This window comes from Antribacter soli, assembly GCF_021568775.1.
In the GTDB taxonomy this organism is placed as follows: domain Bacteria; phylum Actinomycetota; class Actinomycetes; order Actinomycetales; family Cellulomonadaceae; genus Antribacter; species Antribacter soli.
Map to the genome: position 1 here is coordinate 8,361 of NZ_JAKGSG010000038.1, position 19,219 is coordinate 27,579.

Here is a 19,219-nt window from a genome sequence, read left to right on the forward strand (position 1 = left end):
CCCCGCATGGTGCCAGGTGGGGACAGCCGAACAGGGCTGACCGGCACCGAGGACTGCGAACGTCGTTTCACCCCTCCCGGCGGGACAAACATGCCGGTCGCGCCCACCGCGAGAGGCTGCTATGTGTACTGTGTCACGGACTGATCAGCCAGAACATCCTGGGGGAATGTGTTGGACTACGCGAGCGCGACCTCCAAGTCCGCCGCTGTCGCTCGGATGTACGCACTCGCCGATGTAACACCGGAGCCTCTAGGTCGAGGTTCCAAGGAGAAGCGATCAGCGTTCGAAGCGCTCGGCAAGTCCGTGGGTCTCGATCTCTCGACTGTGCCCTCGAAGCATCGTTGCGCGAGGGCCATCGCAGAGGTTCTCGGCGTCGAGTGGGACGCCGACTGCGAGTCGAATGGCGACACCATCACTCTCGTCGGGATGAACCGGTTGGTGGATGCAGCGGCGCTCGCCAGGCTCGGGGGCTCGACACCGTCCGAGTCGACAAGCCTTGTCGAGCGCCTGCTCGCGGTGGAGATCGCTTCGTCGCTGAAGAACCAGAAAGAGGAAGTGCAGATGTTCGAGGTTCCCGCCGAGGTCGCGCAGAACATCGCCGACTACCTGGCGCGGCTGAGTGAGCCCGGGCCTGAGCCCGAGGACTTCGGGAGCGCACCGATCCCGTTCGCCGCTGCGGAGGTTCGCTTCGACGACGGCTCATGGCGCCAGCGTCTCCGGGAGGTCCAGTACTGGCTGTACCTGAGCGTCTCGCTCGACCACGAAACCAGCCCTGAGTCCTTCGACGCGGTCCTCGCCGAGGGCCTCGGGCTCGACGCTGGTACGGACCGGTCCACACTCTTCGAAGCGTTGGTGCAGCGTCTCGAGCGGGCGTTGGCACTGCGCGACGAGTTCTGGCTCACGATGGCTGGTGACATCGAGGGAAGCGCGACGCTCACGACCGCTTCCACCGCGTGGAGGGACTCCTGGAGCTCTGAGGCTGACGACGAGACCGAGCCGTCGACCGGGCCGATCAATGCCGAAGCTGACATGTGGCCCATCGTGAGCTTCGTGGGGTATGCGAGCGATGGTGACCTCAACCTGAGCCCGTCATATCAGCGCGCCGATGTCTGGCCGACGGCTGATGCTCAGAAGTTGATCGAGTCGATCCTGCGAGGGATTCCGCTGCCGTCCGTCATCATCCTGGAGCGGAAGCGCGAAACCGGACACGGCACCGAGTACGAGGTGGTCGACGGGAAGCAGCGACTCACCTCGGTGCTCCGGTTCACGGGGGCGCACCCACGTGCGATCGAGGTGGTGAAACAGAAGAGCCATGCGTGGGGGATCCCGGAGGCAACCCTCCTCAACACGTTCAGGACCAACTACCGGGAGTTTCGCAAGCTCTGGAAGCAGCACGACCCGAGCAACCTCACGTCGGAGCTTGAGCGTGCGAACCAGTTCCCGTTCGCCCTGCGGTCCACCGATACGCCCAACAACCGAAACCCGCTGACGGGTGCACTCGAGGGCCTCCGCGGCAAGTACTTCTACGAGGTGCGCAACGAGTATGTCGCGCTCCAGGGCGTCGAGCGGCAGGTCGGCTACATCTTCGATGCAGCTCACGCGACCTACAAGATCCCCGTGATCGTCTACAAGCAGGTGACGCCGGCTCAGGTTCACGAAGTCTTCTCCCTCTACAACAAGCAGGGGAAGAAGCTGAACGCCGAGGAGATCCGCAACGCGCTCTATCACCGCCTGGCTCTGATGAGGGCGCTGCTTGTCACGGCGGGTGACTCGAAGGCTGTCGAGGAGGTCGCCCCGTTCCTCGTCGGAGACTGGGACGACCTGGCATCGGCTGGTGAGAATCTTAGGAACTACGAGATCGGTGACATCGGCTACAAGCGGACCAAGGTCCTCTCCTGGGCTGCTGCGGCACTCTTGCTCGACGGTGGTGACGGCGTCACCCGATCGACCTCCGCACATATCGACGGGCTCCTTCAGCGAGTGGCCGACAAGACGGACAAGGTTGAGGATCCGCTACGGGATCCGGAGCGGGTACGCCAGGCGATGCTGCTGCTCGACCACGGTCTCGATGCCCATGCGACGCCGGACGACGTCTGGTCGAAGACGTTCCGCAGTGGGAAGGGAACCGGGTCCGGCAAGTGGCAGGAGCTGAGTCTCGTCGCGAGCCTCGTCGCGCTCTCCGCAGCGGCTGCTGTCCTCGGAGACGACCTGATCGACACGTTCGAGGAGGTCGCCCCGGAGGTACGTCGGCTGTCGGAGAAGTGGGGCCGTCCTCACCGCAACCAGTCCAGGGAGCAGTGGCAGTGGATCGGGTTCGTCGTCGGCGAGATCCTCAGCCTGCTCGGCGTCAACCCTGGTGACGCGCACGAAGCACTGGAGAAGCAGTTCGGGTACTCCGGGCTGGGAGCGCTCGTCGAGCACGCCGTCCCGCCGATCGGCTACAACCGCGCATGACCAGGCTCGTCGCGCCTCGTCACGGCACCGAGCACGTCGTCCTCAAACCCGATGCGGACGCTGCCATATGGTGGTCGGCCTACGCGGAACGGCTTGGGGCGTCAGGCATCGGTACGACGAGCCGCGACGTCATCGGTGCTGACGCCAGGTTCATCGTCGACCACGGCATCTTCGGCGTCGGCGAGCCGGGTAATGAGGACTGGCCTGCGTCGAGAGAACGCCGGGGCCTGGTGATGGGCGCGGTCCAGTCCGGAAAGACCGCGTCGATGATGGCGGTCGCAGCGCTCGCGCTGGACCGGGGAGTCGATGCGCTGGTCATCCTGGGTGGCACCCGGACGACGCTCTGGGTGCAGACGCTCGAACGTGTCCTCGACCAGCTCGACACCCTCCCCGAGGCGCACAAGCGCCGCGTTCGCATGCCAGGCGGCCCAGGGTCCGAGCTCGAGGGCTCGGACCTGGACGTCGTGTACTCCCTTCCTCGGGGCCGCGCCGAGCAGGCACTGAAAAAGGGCCGCCCGCTCCTGGTGGTCGCCATGAAGAACACGGCCCACCTGGAGCGACTCAGCCGTCGTCTTCACGACGTCGTCTACCCTGCCGCCGTGGGTCGCGGCCGTGCCTTCCACCTTCTCGTCATCGACGACGAGGCAGACGACTCGTCTGTCGTCGACGCTGCGACGGACAGCGGCGATGTCCTCGATCTACGGCTCAGGCAGGTGCCGCGCCGGATCCTCGATCTGTGGGAGGTTCGAAACCGGCCGGGTGAGACTGCCCATCCGGAGATCTTCGCGACCTATCTCGCCTACACGGCCACACCGCAGGCGAACTTCCTGCAGGACACCAGCAACCCTCTCGCCCCGACGGACTTCGTCGCCAGCCTCCGCACCCCCGGTGCCACCGGCGACCCGGACGTCCGGGAGTCGTCATACCGGGTACCAGAGGGCCCTAGAGGCTGGTACACGGGTGGCGAGGTCTACTACAAGGCGCTCGCGGACGTACCGTTGTGTCTCCCCACCGATGACACGGACCAGGACGACCTCGTCGCGGACGGAGTTCGTAGTTACCTCGTGGCGTCGGCACTGCGTCTGCTGAGGACGCCGGGACGGCTCGGGCCGACGGCCGCACGCGGCCGAGTATTCACGAGCAAGGCCGAGGTCCAGGCGAACGTACTCTCGCCTATGTCGATGCTGGTCAATCCGGCTGCGACGAAAGACTCCCACTTCGAGGTCGCCGACCGGATCCTCGACTGGTCCTACGGGACCGGAAGCGCCGGCCGCGCCTCCCCTGAAGAGCCGGACTCCTTCGGGCGGGTGCTGGGGACGGCAGGCATCAAGAGCGACATGCACGCGCACCGCGACAGGTGGACCGCCTGGCTCGACCGCTACAGGGCGGGCGCAGCAAAGGTCGCGACGATCCTGCCGCTGTCCAACGTGCCCGATGTGCCTGACGACTGGGACCTGGTCCGCGCGACGATCCTCGACGAGGTTGTTCCCGGTACCGGTGTTGCTGTGATCAACAGCGACGAGCGTGCTGACGACCGGCCACAGTTCTCGCCCCGTGACGAGGACGGAGTGTGGCGGGCGCCGACCAACAGCTCCACGATCTTCGTCTCCGGGAACGTGATGTCCCGCGGCCTCACGCTCGAAGGGCTGACCACGACGCTCTTCACCAGGAACGCGTCCACCCCGCTGGCCGACACCCAGATGCAGATGCAGCGCTGGTTCGGATACCGCGGCGCATACATCGACCTCTGCCGGGTCCTCATGCCGCGCGACCAGATCGAGCTGTTCACGCAGTACCACGAGAACGACGAGGCGCTGCGCCGAGACGTCCTGACGGCGATGGGTTCAGGTGCAACACCGGACCTGACGATCCTCCAAGGCAGGACGTTCCGCGCCACCGGAAAGATCGCGAACCTCCAGGCCCAGCCTCTCTTCCCGGGTCCCAAGCCGTTCATCAGCCATATGAACCCTCCCGGCAGTGACGACCACAACCTGCGCGTCGTAGCAGACCTCTTCTCGGGAACGACGACACCCGTGCCAGACATGTCTGCCAGCAGCGGCCTGCTGCTCGCGGAGCCCGTCAGTCTGCTGGACGCGGCCGAGATCCTGGACCGTATCCGGTACGTCGACCACGGGCCGGGCGCCGAAGGGTATGAGGCTGCGCGCTGGCGCTCGGTCACCAACCACGCTCAGATCGCGGACGGTGACCCCGTCCTGCCGCTGTACCGGGCTCCATCGGTCGCCGGTTCGATCGAGCTCGGGTCCAGGTCGCCGTACGAGATCGCGGCCTACCTGCGGCTCTGGGATGCAGTGGTACCTCGCCGGGTCCCTGGCCTCATGACCACGGACGACCGGCCGGTGCCGTGGAACCTCGTGGACAGGGAGGCTCTCGAACGCCGACGTCCGCGGTTCTGGGTGGGTCTGCGTTTCGGATCGGGTGATCCTGTCGGCTCCGGTCCGCTTGCTGACCTCTCCGTGACCGTGCGCCCGATGAGGCGTGCGATCGTGCCCGGAACCAGTGACCTGCACACGACCTGGGGATCCCGCAACGATCGTGGTGCCCAGATCATGGGTGACGAGGTCTTCGAGCGTGCTGTCCTGCCAGCAGAGCTGGCCCCACGACTCGATCTGGAAGGCAGACGACTGCCTGGGTCGGACGGCTTGATCCTCTTCCACGTGATCGCCCGCGAGGACGGCAGCCAGAGCCTGGGCATCGGTCTCGGTATCCCTCTCGGAGGCCCGGACCACATCAGAGCCCGGACAGGAGCGAGCACATGACGGCTGCGGACAACCAGTCGTTCGAGTGGCTGCGTGCCCGCCTCGATCAGCAACCGCACTCGGTCGACGACAAGGCTCGGGAACTCATCTGGGCCGACTCTGGGGAGTCGTTGGCCGTCGCCCGGAACGCCGGCAGCCTCATCGAGATCTTTGTCGTCGGCCCACCACTTCATGCCACCAGCTCCGTGCTGGACGGTCATCTTGAACATCAGACCTGGACGACCTCGACTGGCGCCGCACTCCCCGCGACGCGGATCATCCTGCCCGGTAGCGTGAACCTCCCGGGCGTTGCCGCGTTCATCTGCGCCGAGCTGCTCGCCAACGGCCTGACCCTCGATCCTCAGACGGCCTTCACGGCCACCGAGCCGGTGATCGTGCAGCTGATGCGGCACGAGGCGGTCGGGAACCAGGTCCTTACCGGGCTGGCCGGGGAGCTCCTGGCGCTCGACGCGCTGACCCGGCACGCTTCGTCGCCAGAGTCGGTCGTCGACGGCTGGTTCGGCCACGCGCCGTCGTCGCGAGACTTCCAGCTCGGACCTGTTGGTGTCGAGGTCAAGACCACGACCGGCTCGTCATCGACCCACACTGTCCAGGGGTTCCACCAGGTCGAGGTCGGCCATCCCAACGGGGACGAGCCAGAGACCACGCTCTACGTGCTGAGTATCGGGATCCGCTGGCTGTCGACGGGAACCACCAGCGGACGCACCATCCCCTCTCTCGTGGACGCGATCGTCGGGCGGCTTCCAGCCGGCGCAGGTACGCACTTCCTGGCACGACTCCAGCAGTACGGCGGGGACGCCGGCATCGGGTACGACCACGAGCAGGACCGCGACAAGGCCCGCTTCGCCCGTCCTTGGTTTGCGACCTTCGAACGGCTCTACGACATGACCGATGACAGGATCCACGTCCTGCGGAGCCGTGACGTCCAGGACGTCACGCACATCGACCCAGCGTCGGTCTCCTTCCGCGTCACGCTGCCGTCGCAGGTGAACGGGGACATCAACCCGATCACGGGGATCGAGGGGATCGCGCGGTCGCTGACGCAGTGATGCTGTCGGGCGGGACCCGGACGATGCTCTCGATCCGGTCGGCCACGTCGGCCGCAGCCTCGTGCTCCCAGGCGCGGATCACGGTCCAGCCGAGCTCGATCAGCGTCCTGTCGGTGTCTGCGTCGCGGGCCTGGTTCGCAGCGAGCTTGTCCCGCCACCACGCTGAGTTCGAGCGTGGACGGGTCCCGTGCTCGGGGCACCCGTGCCAGAAGCAGCCGTCTATGAACACGGCGAGCTTGGCACGGGTGAAGGCGACGTCGATCGTCCGACGGCGTTGTCCTGGCACGGGAAAGGTCACCCGGTAACGAAGTCCGCGCGCATGGAGCTCGCGACGAAGCGCGAGCTCCGGGGCGGTGTCCCGACGCTTTGCCCGGGACATCAGGGCGCTCACCGGCGCCGATGACGGCCCTGGGTGCGCGGGGACGTGCTGCGGCTCCATCAGTGGACGGCGAGTACCGCGCGCTGGCGCCTGCGCACTGGAGCCGTGTTGTCGGTAAGGCTCGTGACCGTACCGGGGATCTCGGCCACTGGCGGAGCGGGGTCAGCCGGGGGAGCCTCCGGAAGCCACCTCTTCTTGGTCGAGCGGCAGTGCTCGACGAGCGGCGCGAGGCTGCCGAGATCAGGCGCGTCGGGTAGCGCCTCCGTCCCGAAGTGATGGCACACGAAATGGACCAGGGCGAACCGCACTGCTCCGACATGAACCGCGTTGCCGAACTGCTTGTATGACTGCGTCGCTGGTTGTTCCGTCGTCATCATGGCCTGGAAGACCATGTCTGGGAAACCCTGGAGCCTGCCAGCCTCGTAGGGCGTGATGCGACGGCGCTCGCTGCCGAGGATCGGGGTCTGATTGATCGCCACGAGCGCCGGGGCGTAGGTCGCCTTCTTCACACGAACACCAGATGGGCGGAGCTGGATCAGGCAGTCGTCCAGCGACTCTGCGTCGGACGCCTGCCACTCGAGCTTGCGCCACGCGTTGTTTGGCAACGCCAGGATCTTCTTGAGGATGTCACCGCTGCCGCGGCCAGTGAGCTGCTTCGAGTACGCCTCGATGAACTCCGCCGACTTCTTGAGGAACTCGTCCTTCCAGTCGCGCGCCCGCTCCGCCTTACGGTGGGCGACGGCATCGGCGTGCTCGCGCTTCCGCCATTCCTCACGGTCCGCGTCGAACCAGATCGGGTGCCCGGGGAACCACGAGCCGCGCTGGTTCTTCTTGCGGCCCTTGACCACGTTTGCCAGCAGGAGCTCGTAGACACGGAGCCACTTGTCATCGTCGGTGAGCCGGTACTGGACGAGGTCCGGCATGTAGGCCGAACGGACCTCATTTGCCCGCTCGGCGAGCGCTGGGTCCTCGTGACGAATCGTATCCACCCAGGCATCTGTCACTACAGCAGGCATCTGACCGCGATCCGGCAGCTGCGTCCTGTCGATCCGCCACTCGTCTGCCGACCATCCGTTAGAGCGCTTCGGACCGATGAACGGCGCATCGTTGGCGACCAGCTCCTTGCGCACGGCGAGGATGTATACCCTCTCCCGGCTCTGCGGGCCACCGCCGTGCTCGGGCGCGATCGTGTGCGGGGAGAAGATCGTAGGGTCGGGGTTCACCACGTAGCCGAGGTCCGTGAGGGAGTCGACGATCGTCTTGAACGTCGTCGTCCGGTGCGACGGGCCGACCAGGTTCTTCACGTTCTCCAGGAAGACGACCTTTGGCTTCCGCATCGCGATGATCACGAGGATGTTGTAGAAGAGCGTGCCTCGGACGGTGTCGAGGATGCCTTCCTGCTTGCCCGACTTGCTGAAGGTCTGGCAAGGGAACCCGGCCGCCAAGACGTCGAACTCCTCAGGGACGTTCTCCAGCTTGATTCTCCCGGCCTCCGCCCGCGCGAGAAGCTCGGCGATCGTGTGGCCGGTGTCCACAGGGACGTCCTTGTTGATGTCGCCGGTGACATGCGGGTCATCCTTGCCGCCAGAGAGCCACGCCTCCCTGTACACGGCTTGTGCGAAGGGGTCCTTCTCGGCCACGTAGACGCAACGGCCTCCTAGGTTTGCGAGGGCGGCATGGAAGCCACCGACGCCGGCGAAGAGGTCGATGAACGTGAACTGGTCGGACACAGGTCTCCTGGGTGACGATGCTTGCCTGAGGGTGGACGGCGTAGCTGATTCGTAGCTGATTCGTGTCCGAGAAAAGTACCAGCTGGAGGGTTGTTTCGGGAACCGAACCCGGCCGTGGGTCGAAGGGTTCTTGGAGAGGTCTGGCGCGAGCTCGGGGATCAGTCCGCACAGGGTTGCCCGGTCTGTTGGTTGGCCACTCGTGCCCTCCTCTGGACCGTGTGGGTCGTCACAGATCCCCCCGGGGAAGGGAGCTCGCTCATGTCCACCACGACCCTCCAGCACCGCACCCACCTCGTCTCGCTCAGCGAGGCCGCCGAAGCCTTCGGCGTCTCGGTCAAGACGATCCGCCGCCGGATCGCCGACGGCACGATCGCCGGCTACCGCGTCGGGCGCCTCATCCGCGTCGACCTGGAAGAGGTGCGTGAGCGCCTGGTTGTCCAGATCCGCGCGCTCCGGTGACCCGACCGCTGGTGCACGTGTGGTGCACGCGAAAAAGAGCCAGGTCAGAAAGTGCTTCTGACCTGGCCCTTCACTGTCGGGGTGACAGGATTTGAACCTGCGACCTCTTCGTCCCGAACGAAGCGCGCTACCAAGCTGCGCCACACCCCGAAATTGGTGCTTCCGCTGGTAGAGCGGGCCGGAGCCTCAGCCCGTCCCGCGGGAGCCTGCCCAGAATAGCCGACGTTCGGCCCGGAACGGAAACCGAATGATCAGTGGCTCCGGTCACGTGCCACGAGCGTCAGGAGGGTCGCCTCCGGGCGGCACGCGAAGCGGATCTGCCAGTAGGGCGACGTGCCCGCGCCGGCGGACACGTGGAGCCACGTCGAGTCCTCGCCGCCCGGCTCGTCCGGACGGGGACCCGGCCAGCCGTGCAGCCCGCTCGCACGGCCACGGTCGATGTCGCAGTTCGTGACGAGAGCGCCGTAGAAGGGCACGCAGAGCTGCCCGCCGTGGGTGTGGCCCGCGATGATGGCGTCGACTCCGTCGCTCCGGAGCTGGTCCAGGACGCGCACGTATGGTGCGTGCACCACGCCGAGGCGGAGCACGGCGTCGTCCTCGCCGTCGGCCCGCCCGGGGGCGGGCATGACGTCGAAGTCCAGGTGGGGGTCGTCCATGCCGACCAGCCCCACCCGGCGGCCGTCCCTCAGCGTCACCACGTCTCGCCGGTTCGTGAGGTCCTTCCAGCCTGCGTCGCCGAAGGCCCTGGCGAGAGCCTGCGTCGGCAGGGCCTCGGGGTCCTTCTGCTCCTCGCGGGAGTCGGGCAGGAGGTACCGGGCGGGGTTCTTGAACTGCGGCGCGAAGTAGTCGTTCGACCCCATGACGAACGCGCCTGGCGTCGTCCGCAGGAGCGGGCCGAGCACGTCGAGCAGCGGCGCGAGTGCCTGACGGTGGCCGAAGTTGTCGCCGGTGTTGACCACCAGGTCTGGCTCGAGCGCCGCGAGACCGCGGATCCACTGCTGCTTGGTCCGCTGGGCGGGCGTCAGGTGCAGGTCACTCACGTGCAGCAGGCGCACCGGCGACTCACCCGCCGGCAGGACCGGCACGGTCCGGTGCCGCACTGTGAACAGCTTGCTCTCCAGGTGCGCGTACGCAAGACCGCCGGCGGCCACGCCGCCGGCGATCCCGAGCGCGCCGAGGAGTCCCACGCCGGTCAGGGGGTACCTCCGCCGCCGCCGCCGCCTCCACCGTCACCGCCGTCACCGCCGTCACCGCCGCCCGGCGGCAGGACGATGACGGGCGGCGTGGCCGGGTCCGTCTGACCCTGTCCGGGGTCGGTCGGCGCCGGCGTGGGCGGGGCCGGAGGGGTCCCGACGAGGTTCGGGTCCGGGGCGCCGAAGCCCTCGACCGGCATGCCCAGGCTGGCGGCGTTCATGTAGTCGTTCCACGCGGGGGCGGCGACGTACGAACCGTAGAGCGGGCCCTTCCAGTACTTGCCGTTCACCGTGTAGTCGAAGTGCTCGACCAGGCCTTCCACGTCGCCGACCCACACCGAGGTCGACAGCTGGCGCGTGTATCCGGTGAACCAGGTGTGCCAGGAGAGGTTCGTGGTACCGGTCTTGCCCGCCGCCGGCCGCCCGCCGTCGAGGCCCTGACCACGGGCCGTGCCCTTGGTGAACACGTTCTCCATGGCCGAGGTCATGGTGTTGGCGATGTTGGCCGGCAGTGCGTTCGGGTTGCAGTTGGCCGACGGGACCGGCAGCTCGTTGCCTGCGTTGTCCGTGACCTTGAGGATCGCGATCGGCTCGCAGTAGGTGCCGCCGCTCGCGAGCGTCGCGTACGCGGCGGCCTGGTAGAGCGGGGACGACTCCTGGGTCCCGAGGATCATCGGTGCCTGGATGTTGATGTCCTCGACGGTGGGCACCTGGACGGCGTGCGCACCGCCACTGACCGAGTTGGTGGGCCGGAACCCCATGCTGAAGGCCGTCTGGCGCAGGTCGCACAGGTTGAGCTGGACGCCCATGCTCATATAGGCGGTGTTGACCGACTTGTAGGTGGCCTCGATCACCGGCATGGAGCCGCTACCGGCACCGTCCGAGTTTGCCGGGGTCCAGCTCGGCCCGGAGAGGCGGCGGACGCACGGAGTGTTGAACTCGCTGGGGGTGTACGTTCGGCTGTTTGCGCTGACGGTGTCGTTCAGGCGGTGGCCCGAGCGCAGCCACTCGGCGAGCACGAACGGCTTGAAGTTCGAACCGACCTGGAAGCCCCGCGAACCGCCGTGCAGCGGGTCGGCGGCGTAGTTGACGGCGGTCGTGCGCGGGGCCGGGGCCTCGCTCGCGTCGAACGGCACGTTCTGCGCCATCGCCACGATCTTGCCGGTACCGGGCTCCACCGAGGCGATGGCGGCCTCGAGGTTGCTCGAGTCGGTCGCCGGCACGGCACCGCTGATCGACGCCTCGGCGGCGGTCTGCTTGGCCGGGTCCAGCGTGGTGATGATGTCGAGCCCGCCGCGGTACAGGAGCGACTCGCGGATGTTCTCGGTCTCGCCGAACTCCGGGCTCTGGCTGATCTCCTTGATCACGTACTCGCAGAAGAACGCGGCGCCGCCGGCGGACTGGCAACCGATGTTGACCGGCTGGAGGTGCAGGGTGTCGGCGATCGGCGTGGCGACGTACTGCTCGTACTCCGCCGTGCTCGCGATGTAGCCGAGCTGCCACATCTTGTACAGCACCGAGTTGCGCCGCTCCTGAGCCTTCTCCGCGTTCACGGTCGGGTCGTACTGGCCGGGTGCCTTCGTGATACCGGCGATGGTCGCAGCCTCGATCGGGCTCAGGTCCTTCGCGGACTTGCCGAAGTAGTGCTGTGACGCGGTCTCGACGCCGTAGACGCTGAGGCCGAACTGCGCGATGTTCAGGTAACCCTGGAGGATCTCGTCCTTCGACATGGTCGTCTCGAGGGCGATCGCGAGCTTGGCCTCGCGCAGCTTGCGCTCGAGGGAGTCCTCGCGGGCCTCGAGGATGCCGAACGGGTTGTCGCTGGTCAGCGCCTCCTCGATCAGCACGTTCTTCACGTACTGCTGGGTCAGGGTCGACGCGCCCTCCGTCTCCCCGCCGCTGGAGTTCTTGACCGCGGCGCGCACGATGCCCTGGGGGTCGACGCCGCCGTGCTCGTAGAACCGCTCGTCCTCGATGGCGATGACGGCGTCCTTCATGGCCTGCGACACCTGGTCCAGCGGGACCACGATGCGGTTCTGCGAGAAGAACGTCGCCAGGAGCGTCGTGCCGTCGGCAGCCCACACGCGCGACTGCTCCGACAGGGGGCCGGGCGTCAGCTCGTCCGGCACCTCTTCGAACAACGCGACGCCGTTGTCCGTCACCGTGTCCAGGCTCGCCGCGAGCGGGATCACCAGGCCGGAGGCGATGACGCCGCCCGCGCCGGCCGTCAGGACGAAGGCCAGCAGGAGCGCGATGAGCTGGGTCGCCGGGATGGTGCGAGTGATCCGTCGTGGCTCGCGGGGGTTCGCCATGGGCCTAGGTTACGGGCATCTCCTGGGCGCTCGCGAAGCCGGCGGCGGCCTGCGTTGTGCAGGTCGTGTGCATGATCGCGGGCTAGCATCGGGCCCATGGCAATCACATGGGAGTACGCGACGATCCCGCTGCTCATCCACAACACCAAGGCAATCCTCGACCAGTGGGGCGCCGACGGCTGGGAGCTCGTGCAGGTCGTCCCGGGACCCGACGGGACCGGTCTCGTCGCCTACCTGAAGCGGCCCACGGGCGGCCAGGGATGAGTCATGAGGCCCGTCTCGCCGAGCTCGGTATCACGCTCCCCGAGGTCTCCGCGCCGGTGGCGGCCTACGTCCCCGCCGTGCGCACCGGGCAGTACGTGTACACGTCCGGCCAGCTCCCGTTCGTCGACGGCGCGCTGCCCGAGGCGGGCAAGGTCGGCGTCGGCGACGGCCTGATCGACCCGGGTGTGGCCGCCGGCTACGCGCGCACGTGCGCGCTGAACGCGCTCGCCGCCGTGCGGTCGGTCACCGGGAGCCTGGACGCGGTGGCCCGCGTCGTGAAGGTCGTCGGCTTCGTCGCGAGCGACCCGTCGTTCACCGGTCAGCCGGGCGTCGTCAACGGCGCGAGCACAGTCCTGGGCGAGATCTTCGGCGACGCCGGCCTGCACGCGCGCAGCGCGGTGGGCGTCGCGGTCCTCCCGCTGGACTCGCCGGTCGAGGTGGAGATCGTCGTCGAGCTCAAGCTCTCCTGAGAGCCGGAGCGCACTGAGCAACGCGAAAGGCTCCGGACGCCGTCCGGAGCCTTTCGTCGTTTCCACGGCGAGGCTTGCGCTCAGCGCGCTCAGCGCGCCCGGCGCTCCAGGCGGTCCAGGTCGAGCAGCACGACCGCGCGGCCCTCGCGACGGACCCAACCACGCGTGGCGAAGTCGGCCAGCGCCTTGTTCACCGTCTCGCGCGACGCGCCGACGAGTTGCGCCAGCTCCTCCTGCGTGAGGTCGTGGGCGACGCGGATGCCGTCGTCGTTCGGCTCGCCGAACCGCGTCGACAGATCGAGCAGCGCCTTGGCGACGCGCCCGGGGACGTCCGAGAAGACCAGGTCGGCCAGCGTCTCGTTGGTGCGGCGCAGGCGTCGCGCGAGCGCGCCGAGGAGCTGCGTGGCGACGTTCGGATGCTCGGCGATCCACTTGACCAGGGCCTCGTGGCGCAGCTCGTACACGAGCGCGTCGGACACCGAGGAGGCCGAGGCGGTGCGGGGGCCCGGGTCGAACAGCGACAGCTCGCCGAACATCTCGCCCGGACCCAGGATCGAGAGCAGGTTCTCGCGGCCGTCGCTCGACCGGCGGCCGAGCTTGATCTTGCCCTGCGCGATGACATACAGCCGGTCGCCCGGCTCGCCCTCGCGGAACAGCACATCACCGCGTACGAGCTCAACGGCAACCATGGAGTCGAAGAGGGCGCGGGTCTCCTCGCGGTCCATGTCCGCGAAGAGGGGGGCAGAGAGTACGACGTCGTCGTCCACCAGCGGTGTCCTCACGTGTCGGGGACTTGCGTCCATAGGGGATTTCCACCTCTCAGTCTGCCTTACCGAGGCGGTTCTGCCGGGCATTGTGCCCCTGGCGCCCGACGCTGGCGGGCGCCTTGGGGGGAAATGTCAGGTTGGTGGGCTTACGGGACCTCGCGACGCTCCGGCCCGACGTAGGCGCAGAGAGGGCGGATGAGGGAGTTCGCGGCGCGCTGCTCCATGACGTGGGCGGTCCAGCCCGTGACGCGGGACGCCACGAAGAGCGGCGTGAAGATGTTCGTGTCGAAGCCCATCAGGTGGTACGCGGGCCCCGCCGGGTAGTCGAGGTTCGGCAGGATGCCCTTGCGCTCGGTCATCGCGGCCTCGAGCGTCGTGTACAGGTCGAGCAGGTCCGGTCGGTTGAAGTGCTCCACCAGGTTTTCGAGGACGCCACGCATCGTCGGGACCCGGGAGTCGCCGTGCTTGTAGACGCGATGGCCGAAGCCCATGATCTTCTTCTTCAGCGCCAGGGCGTCGTCGAGCCACGCCTCGGCCCGGTCGGCGGTGCCGATCTCCTCGAACGACTCCATCACGGCCTCGTTGGCGCCGCCGTGCAGCGGGCCCTTGAGGGCGCCGATCGCACCCGTCACCGCAGAGTGCAGGTCGGCGAGGGTCGAGGTGATGACGCGCGCGGTGAACGTCGAGGCGTTGAAGGAGTGCTCCGCGTAGAGCGTCATCGAGACCTCGAACGCCTTCACGACGGCGGGGTCGGGCAGCTTGCCGAACGTCATCCACAGGAAGTTCGCGGCGTAGCCGAGCTCGTCGTGCGGCTCGACGAGCTCCTGCCCGCGGCGGCGGCGCTGGTCGAGCGCCACGACGGACGGCAGCACCGCCCACAGCCGCAGCGCCTTGGTGAGCTCCGCCTGGGGGGAGGAGTCCTCCGCGTGCGGGTCGTGCGCGCCGAGGACCGACACCGCGGTGCGGCACACGTCCATCGGGTGGCAGGTGAGGGGCAGCTCGAGGATCGCGTCGCGCACGTTCGACGGGAGCGTGCGGTGGGCGCGTTCCGTCGCGGTCTGGTCCGCGAGCTCCGCGGCGGTCGGCAGCTCGCCGTGCCACAGCAGGTAGGCGACCTCCTCGAAGCCGGCGCGGGCGGCCAGGTCCTGGACCGGGTAGCCGCGGTACAGCAGGGAGTTGGTCTCCTCGTGGATCTGCGAGATGGACGTGTAGTCGGCGACGACGCCGGCCAGGCCCTTGTGGACCTCGGGGGCGTTCTCGGTGACGGGCATGCGCTTCACTCCTTCGTGACTCCGGGGAGATGCTGGGGGCGGGTTCTCAGGGGCGGTACGTGAAGACGTTCGCGTCGAAGTGGTTGTAGCCCGCGTAGTCGACGAGCTCGTAGAGCCGCGCGCGGGTCTGCATCTGTGGCACCAGGGTGTCCTGCGTGCCGTCCGCGGCGATCGTGTCGAGGGCCCGCTCGGCGGTCCCCATCGCGAGGCGCAGCAGCGTCACCGGATAGATGACGATGCGCGCGCCGGCGTCCTCGAGCTGCTTCGCGGTGAACAGCTCCGACTTGCCGAACTCGGTCATGTTGGCGAGCACCGGGACGTCGAGGGCGGACGCGACGGCCTCGAACTCGGACAGGTCGTTCATCGCCTCGGGGAAGATGGCGTCGGCCCCGGCGTCGGCCAGCGCCTTGGCGCGGTCGATCGCGAGCCGCAGGCCGCGCTCGCCCGGCTCGGTGCCGCGCACGTCCGTGCGCGCCATGACGAGGAAGCCCGGGTCGCGACGTCCGTCGACGGCGGCACGGACGCGCCGCACCGCGTCGCCGAGACCCACGACCTCCTTGCCGTCGAGGTGGCCGCACCGCTTGGGGTTGACCTGGTCCTCGACGTGGATGCCCGCGACGCCCGCGTCCTCCATGGTCTGGACGGTGCGCGCCATGTTCATCGGCTCGCCGAAGCCCGTGTCCGCGTCGACCAGCGCCGGCAGGTCGGTGACCCGCGCGATCTGGCCGGCGCGACCGGCGACCTCGGTGAGGGTCGTCAGGCCGATGTCGGGCAGGCCGAGGTCGGCGGCGAGCACGGCGCCGGAGACGTAGACGCCCTCGAAGCCCTTCTCCTCGATGAGTCGCGCGGAGAGCGGGTTGAAGGCACCCGGCATCCGCACGATCGGTCCGCTCGCGAGGGCCTCGCGCAGGGCCTGCCGCTTCGCGGCGGGCGTCACCCGGCTGAACAGCATCACGCGCCTCCCGGTCCCCGGCCCGAGGTGGCCAGGTCGAAGAGGCCACGCGGCGACCCGGCCGACGCCAGGAGGCCCGGTCGGGCCACGATCGTCAGGGCGCGGACCTCCGCCGGGGTGAGCTCGGGCAGCCGCTCGGCGAGGCCGAGGAAGCGCTCGATCTCCGCCTCCTCCAGGACGCCCACGGCGAGCGTGCGGAACTTGCGGACGTAGTCGGCCCGGGCGAAGGGCCGGGCGCCGAGCGGGTGCGCGTCCGCGACGGCGATCTCGCGCGTCACGACCTCGCCCGACGTCGTCGTGATCTCCACGCGGCCGCCGAACGCCTTCTCGGCCGGGTCCGTCGAGTGGTACCGGCGGGTCCACTCCGGGTCCTCGGCCGTGGTGACCTTGCGCCACAGCTCGACGGTGTCCGCGCGCTGCGCGCGCTTCGGTGCGTACGAGGCGGCGTGGTGCCACCCGCCGTCCTGCAGGGCGACGGTGAAGATGTACGGGACCGAGTGGTCCAGTGTCTCGCGGGACGCCGTCGGGTCGTACTTCTGCGGGTCGTTCGCGCCCGAGCCGATCACGTGGTGGGTGTGGTGGCTCGTGTGCAGGACGACGCTCGCGACGTTCGACGGGTGGCGCAGGTCCGGGCGCTCGGTGCCGAGCGCGCGGGCCAGGTCGATGATCGCCTGCGCCTGGTACTCGGCGCTGTGCTCCTTCGTGTACGTGTCGAGGATGCCGGTGCGCGGCTCGCCCGGGCCCGGGAGGACGACGTCGTACGCCGCGTCCGGCCCGTCGAGCAGCCAGGCGACCACGCCGTCCTCGCCCTCGTAGATGGGCTCGGGGGAGGTCTGGCCGCGCATCGCGCGGTCGACGGCCTCGACCGCCACCTTGCCCGCGAACGCCGGGGCGTGTGCCTTCCACGTCGAGATCTGGCCCTTGCGGGACTGGCGCGTGGCCGTCGTCGTGTGCAGCGCCTGGCCGATCGCCTGGAACACCGTCTCGGTGTCGAGGCCGAGGAGCGTGCCGATGCCGGCCGCCGCACTCGGGCCGAGGTGGGCGACATGGTCGATCTTGTGCTGGTGCAGGCTGATCGTGCGGACCAGGTCTACCTGGATCTCGTAGCCCGTGACGATGCCCCGCACGAGCGCGGCGCCGGTGCTGCCCGCGTGCTGGGCGACGGCGAGGACCGGCGGGATGTTGTCGCCGGGGTGGCTGTACTCGGCGGCGAGGAACGTGTCGTGGAAGTCGAGCTCGCGGACCGCGACGCCGTTCGCCCAGGCAGCCCACTCGGGGCTGTGCGTGCTGTCGACGGGGAGGCCGAAGACCGTGGCGCCCGGCACGTACGGGTGCGCGAGCGCCTGGGCGCGGGCCGCGACCGCGGGGGCGCGCGTCAGGCTCGCCGCGGCGACCCCCGCGTTGTCGATGACGCGGTTGATCACCATGTCGGTGACCTCTGCCGTCGGCTCGACCGGGTCGGTCGCGAGCTCGGCGAGCTTCCAGGCGAGCTGGTCCTTGCGGTCCAGGTTCTCGGCGCTCTTGTAGACCCGCAGGTGGTGCGTGTACGGCATGGTGCTCTCTCTCAGGAGGGGATCGTCTGGCGGGCGGTCAGGGCTTGCTCCGTCATGGCGGCGCTGCGCTCGATGTGGGCGCGCATGGTCGCCTCCGCGGTCACGGGGTCGCCCTGTCCGACGGCGTACGCGATCGCGCGGTGCTCGTCCACGTGGTCGGTGGTGCCGATGCGCCGGCGGGCGGCGAGGACGCGGTACCGGTCGACGTGGCCGCCGATCTGGCGCAGGAGGGCCGAGCACCACGCGTTCCCCGCGATCCGCTCGATCTCCCCGTGGAACTGACCACCGATGCGCAGCACCTCGTCGTCGTGGTCGCGCACCGCGTCCATGAGGTCGACGAGCCGGTGCAGGCGGGCGACGTCGTCCGGCGTGGCGCGCTCGCACGCCTCGTACGCGAGGAGGCCCTCCAGCCGGGAGCGCACCGCCGAGACGCGGCGTGCGTCCGAGACGTCGAGGGCAGCGACGCGGACGCCGCCCGTCGGCAGCTCCGTGACGAGGCCCTCGGCCTGCAGGAGGAGCAGCGCCTCGCGGACGGGCGTGCGGGAGACGCCCAGGCCGGCGCTCAGGACCGGTTCGGTGAGGCGCTCGCCCGGGGGGAGGGCGCCCGAGATGATGCGCTCGCGCAGCATCTCGTAGACGGCCCGGGCGCCGGACTGGCGGCGTGGCGCAGGGCCGGCTTCCGGGGACGACGTCGTCATGCGCCCACTCTGCCACTTGGATGCGTACTTGTATACCGACTTGGTGCGCCGCACGAGCAAGCGCTGGAGGGCCGGATGTCAGTGGCTGTGGGTAGCCTGGCCGACGTGACGCCCACGGGGACCGGTAAGGCCGAGAGCAAGGCCGCGCGGCCGGCGGAGAGCCGGCTCGGGCTCGTGCGCCGGGCGAGGCGCATCAACCGTGAACTGGCGCTGACCTACCCGGACGCGCGCGCGGAGCTCGACTTCACCACGCCGCTCGAGCTGCTGGTCGCGACGGTGCTCAGCGCGCAGACCACCGACGTCCGGGTCAACGCCACGACGCCCGAGCTCTTCGCCCGCTATCCGGACGCTGCCGCGTACGCGGCAGCGAACCCCGAGGAGCTCGAGGAGATCCTGCGCCCGCTGGGGTTCTACCGGGCCAAGTCGAAGGCAGTGATCGGGCTGGGGCGGGCGCTCGTCGACCGCTTCGGCGGCGAGGTGCCGCCGAAGCTCGCGGACCTCGTGACGCTCCCTGGCGTCGGTCGCAAGACGGCCAACGTGGTGCTCGGCAACGCGTTCGGCATCCCGGGGATCACGGTGGACACGCACTTCGGGCGGCTGGCCCGGCGGTTCGGCTGGACGACGTCGGAGGACCCGGTCAAGGTCGAGCAGGAGGTGGGCGAGCTGGTGGAGAAGCGTGAGTGGACGATGCTCAGCCACCGCCTGATCTGGCACGGCCGCCGGGTCTGCTTCGCGCGCCGGCCGGCGTGCGGGGCGTGCAGCGTGGCGCAGTGGTGCCCCGCGTACGGCATCGGTGAGACCGACCCGGAGCGTGCCCTGGCGATGGTCAGGTCGAACCCGGTCCGCCCGGCCTGAACCGGCGCTGCCCGGCCGGCGCCCGGCCCGACCCCC

Annotated in this window: 16 protein-coding genes and 1 tRNA gene; 7 read left to right on the forward strand and 10 right to left on the reverse strand. The window is 69.0% G+C overall.

What is annotated here, in order from left to right; translation table 11 throughout:
• Positions 1–168 precede the first annotated feature (168 nt).
• From L1785_RS13910 to L1785_RS13920, 3 genes are read left to right on the forward strand one after another with little or no spacing between them, the layout of a single operon-like run.
• On the forward strand, positions 169–2,454 hold the full coding sequence (locus L1785_RS13910) for a DUF262 domain-containing protein (RefSeq protein ID WP_236089874.1): 2,286 nt from the start codon (positions 169–171) through the stop codon (positions 2,452–2,454).
• Positions 2,451–5,231, forward strand: a complete 2,781-nt coding sequence (locus L1785_RS13915) for a Z1 domain-containing protein (protein WP_236089875.1) — start codon at positions 2,451–2,453, stop codon at positions 5,229–5,231. The genes L1785_RS13910 and L1785_RS13915 overlap by 4 nt, the downstream gene beginning before the upstream one ends.
• Positions 5,228–6,280 (forward strand): PD-(D/E)XK motif protein, encoded by a 1,053-nt coding sequence (locus L1785_RS13920; protein WP_236089876.1) that lies wholly within the window; start codon positions 5,228–5,230, stop codon positions 6,278–6,280. Before L1785_RS13915 ends, L1785_RS13920 begins: the two co-directional genes overlap by 4 nt.
• Here L1785_RS13920 and L1785_RS13925 read toward each other — a convergent pair.
• Both L1785_RS13925 and dcm read right to left on the reverse strand, forming a co-directional pair.
• The gene (locus tag L1785_RS13925) at positions 6,240–6,719 is read right to left on the reverse strand and encodes a very short patch repair endonuclease (RefSeq protein WP_308113329.1); all 480 of its coding nucleotides are present in this window, start codon (positions 6,717–6,719) and stop codon (positions 6,240–6,242) included. The two genes, L1785_RS13920 and L1785_RS13925, sit on opposite strands and share 41 nt — an antisense overlap.
• Positions 6,719–8,389 carry a DNA (cytosine-5-)-methyltransferase gene (gene dcm / locus L1785_RS13930; RefSeq protein ID WP_236089878.1) on the reverse strand — a complete coding sequence of 557 codons (1,671 nt, stop codon included), beginning with the start codon at positions 8,387–8,389 and terminating at the stop codon, positions 6,719–6,721. Before dcm ends, L1785_RS13925 begins: the two co-directional genes overlap by 1 nt.
• A gap of 258 nt (positions 8,390–8,647) precedes the next feature.
• Here dcm and L1785_RS13935 point away from each other — a divergent pair, with 258 nt between their 5' ends.
• Complete coding sequence (locus tag L1785_RS13935; protein WP_236089879.1) at positions 8,648–8,848, forward strand: helix-turn-helix domain-containing protein; 201 nt, start codon at positions 8,648–8,650, stop codon at positions 8,846–8,848.
• Positions 8,849–8,924: 76 nt separating this feature from the next.
• Here L1785_RS13935 and L1785_RS13940 read toward each other — a convergent pair.
• From L1785_RS13940 to L1785_RS13950, 3 genes are all read right to left on the reverse strand, one after another.
• A tRNA-Pro gene (locus tag L1785_RS13940) sits at positions 8,925–8,998 on the reverse strand.
• 101 nt (positions 8,999–9,099) lie between these two features.
• Positions 9,100–10,035 (reverse strand): metallophosphoesterase, encoded by a 936-nt coding sequence (locus L1785_RS13945; RefSeq protein WP_236089880.1) that lies wholly within the window; start codon positions 10,033–10,035, stop codon positions 9,100–9,102.
• Positions 10,036–10,040: 5 nt separating this feature from the next.
• Positions 10,041–12,353: a transglycosylase domain-containing protein gene (locus L1785_RS13950; RefSeq protein ID WP_236089881.1), complete on the reverse strand. Its 2,313-nt coding sequence runs from the start codon at positions 12,351–12,353 to the stop codon at positions 10,041–10,043.
• A 96-nt stretch (positions 12,354–12,449) separates the two neighbouring features.
• Here L1785_RS13950 and sp36 point away from each other — a divergent pair, with 96 nt between their 5' ends.
• Both sp36 and L1785_RS13960 read left to right on the forward strand, forming a co-directional pair.
• Positions 12,450–12,617 (forward strand): Sp36 family protein, encoded by a 168-nt coding sequence (sp36, locus tag L1785_RS13955; RefSeq protein ID WP_236089882.1) that lies wholly within the window; start codon positions 12,450–12,452, stop codon positions 12,615–12,617.
• Positions 12,614–13,087, forward strand: a complete 474-nt coding sequence (locus L1785_RS13960) for a RidA family protein (protein WP_236089883.1) — start codon at positions 12,614–12,616, stop codon at positions 13,085–13,087. The genes sp36 and L1785_RS13960 overlap by 4 nt, the downstream gene beginning before the upstream one ends.
• A gap of 89 nt (positions 13,088–13,176) precedes the next feature.
• Here L1785_RS13960 and L1785_RS13965 read toward each other — a convergent pair whose 3' ends face one another.
• The 5 genes from L1785_RS13965 to L1785_RS13985 form a co-directional block, all read right to left on the reverse strand.
• The gene (locus L1785_RS13965) at positions 13,177–13,854 is read right to left on the reverse strand and encodes a Crp/Fnr family transcriptional regulator (protein ID WP_236089884.1); all 678 of its coding nucleotides are present in this window, start codon (positions 13,852–13,854) and stop codon (positions 13,177–13,179) included.
• 146 nt (positions 13,855–14,000) lie between these two features.
• Positions 14,001–15,125 carry a bifunctional 2-methylcitrate synthase/citrate synthase gene (locus tag L1785_RS13970; RefSeq protein ID WP_236089885.1) on the reverse strand — a complete coding sequence of 375 codons (1,125 nt, stop codon included), beginning with the start codon at positions 15,123–15,125 and terminating at the stop codon, positions 14,001–14,003.
• Between the two features lie 46 nt (positions 15,126–15,171).
• On the reverse strand, positions 15,172–16,077 hold the full coding sequence (gene prpB / locus L1785_RS13975; protein ID WP_236089886.1) for a methylisocitrate lyase: 906 nt from the start codon (positions 16,075–16,077) through the stop codon (positions 15,172–15,174).
• Complete coding sequence (locus L1785_RS13980) at positions 16,077–17,630, reverse strand: MmgE/PrpD family protein (protein ID WP_236089887.1); 1,554 nt, start codon at positions 17,628–17,630, stop codon at positions 16,077–16,079. The genes prpB and L1785_RS13980 overlap by 1 nt, the downstream gene beginning before the upstream one ends.
• An 11-nt stretch (positions 17,631–17,641) precedes the next feature.
• Positions 17,642–18,328: a GntR family transcriptional regulator gene (locus L1785_RS13985; RefSeq protein WP_236089888.1), complete on the reverse strand. Its 687-nt coding sequence runs from the start codon at positions 18,326–18,328 to the stop codon at positions 17,642–17,644.
• 75 nt (positions 18,329–18,403) lie between these two features.
• On the opposite strand from L1785_RS13985, the gene nth reads away from it, so the two are divergent.
• Entirely contained in the window at positions 18,404–19,183 is a 780-nt protein-coding gene (nth, locus tag L1785_RS13990; protein ID WP_372461866.1) for an endonuclease III, read from the forward strand.
• Positions 19,184–19,219 lie beyond the last annotated feature (36 nt).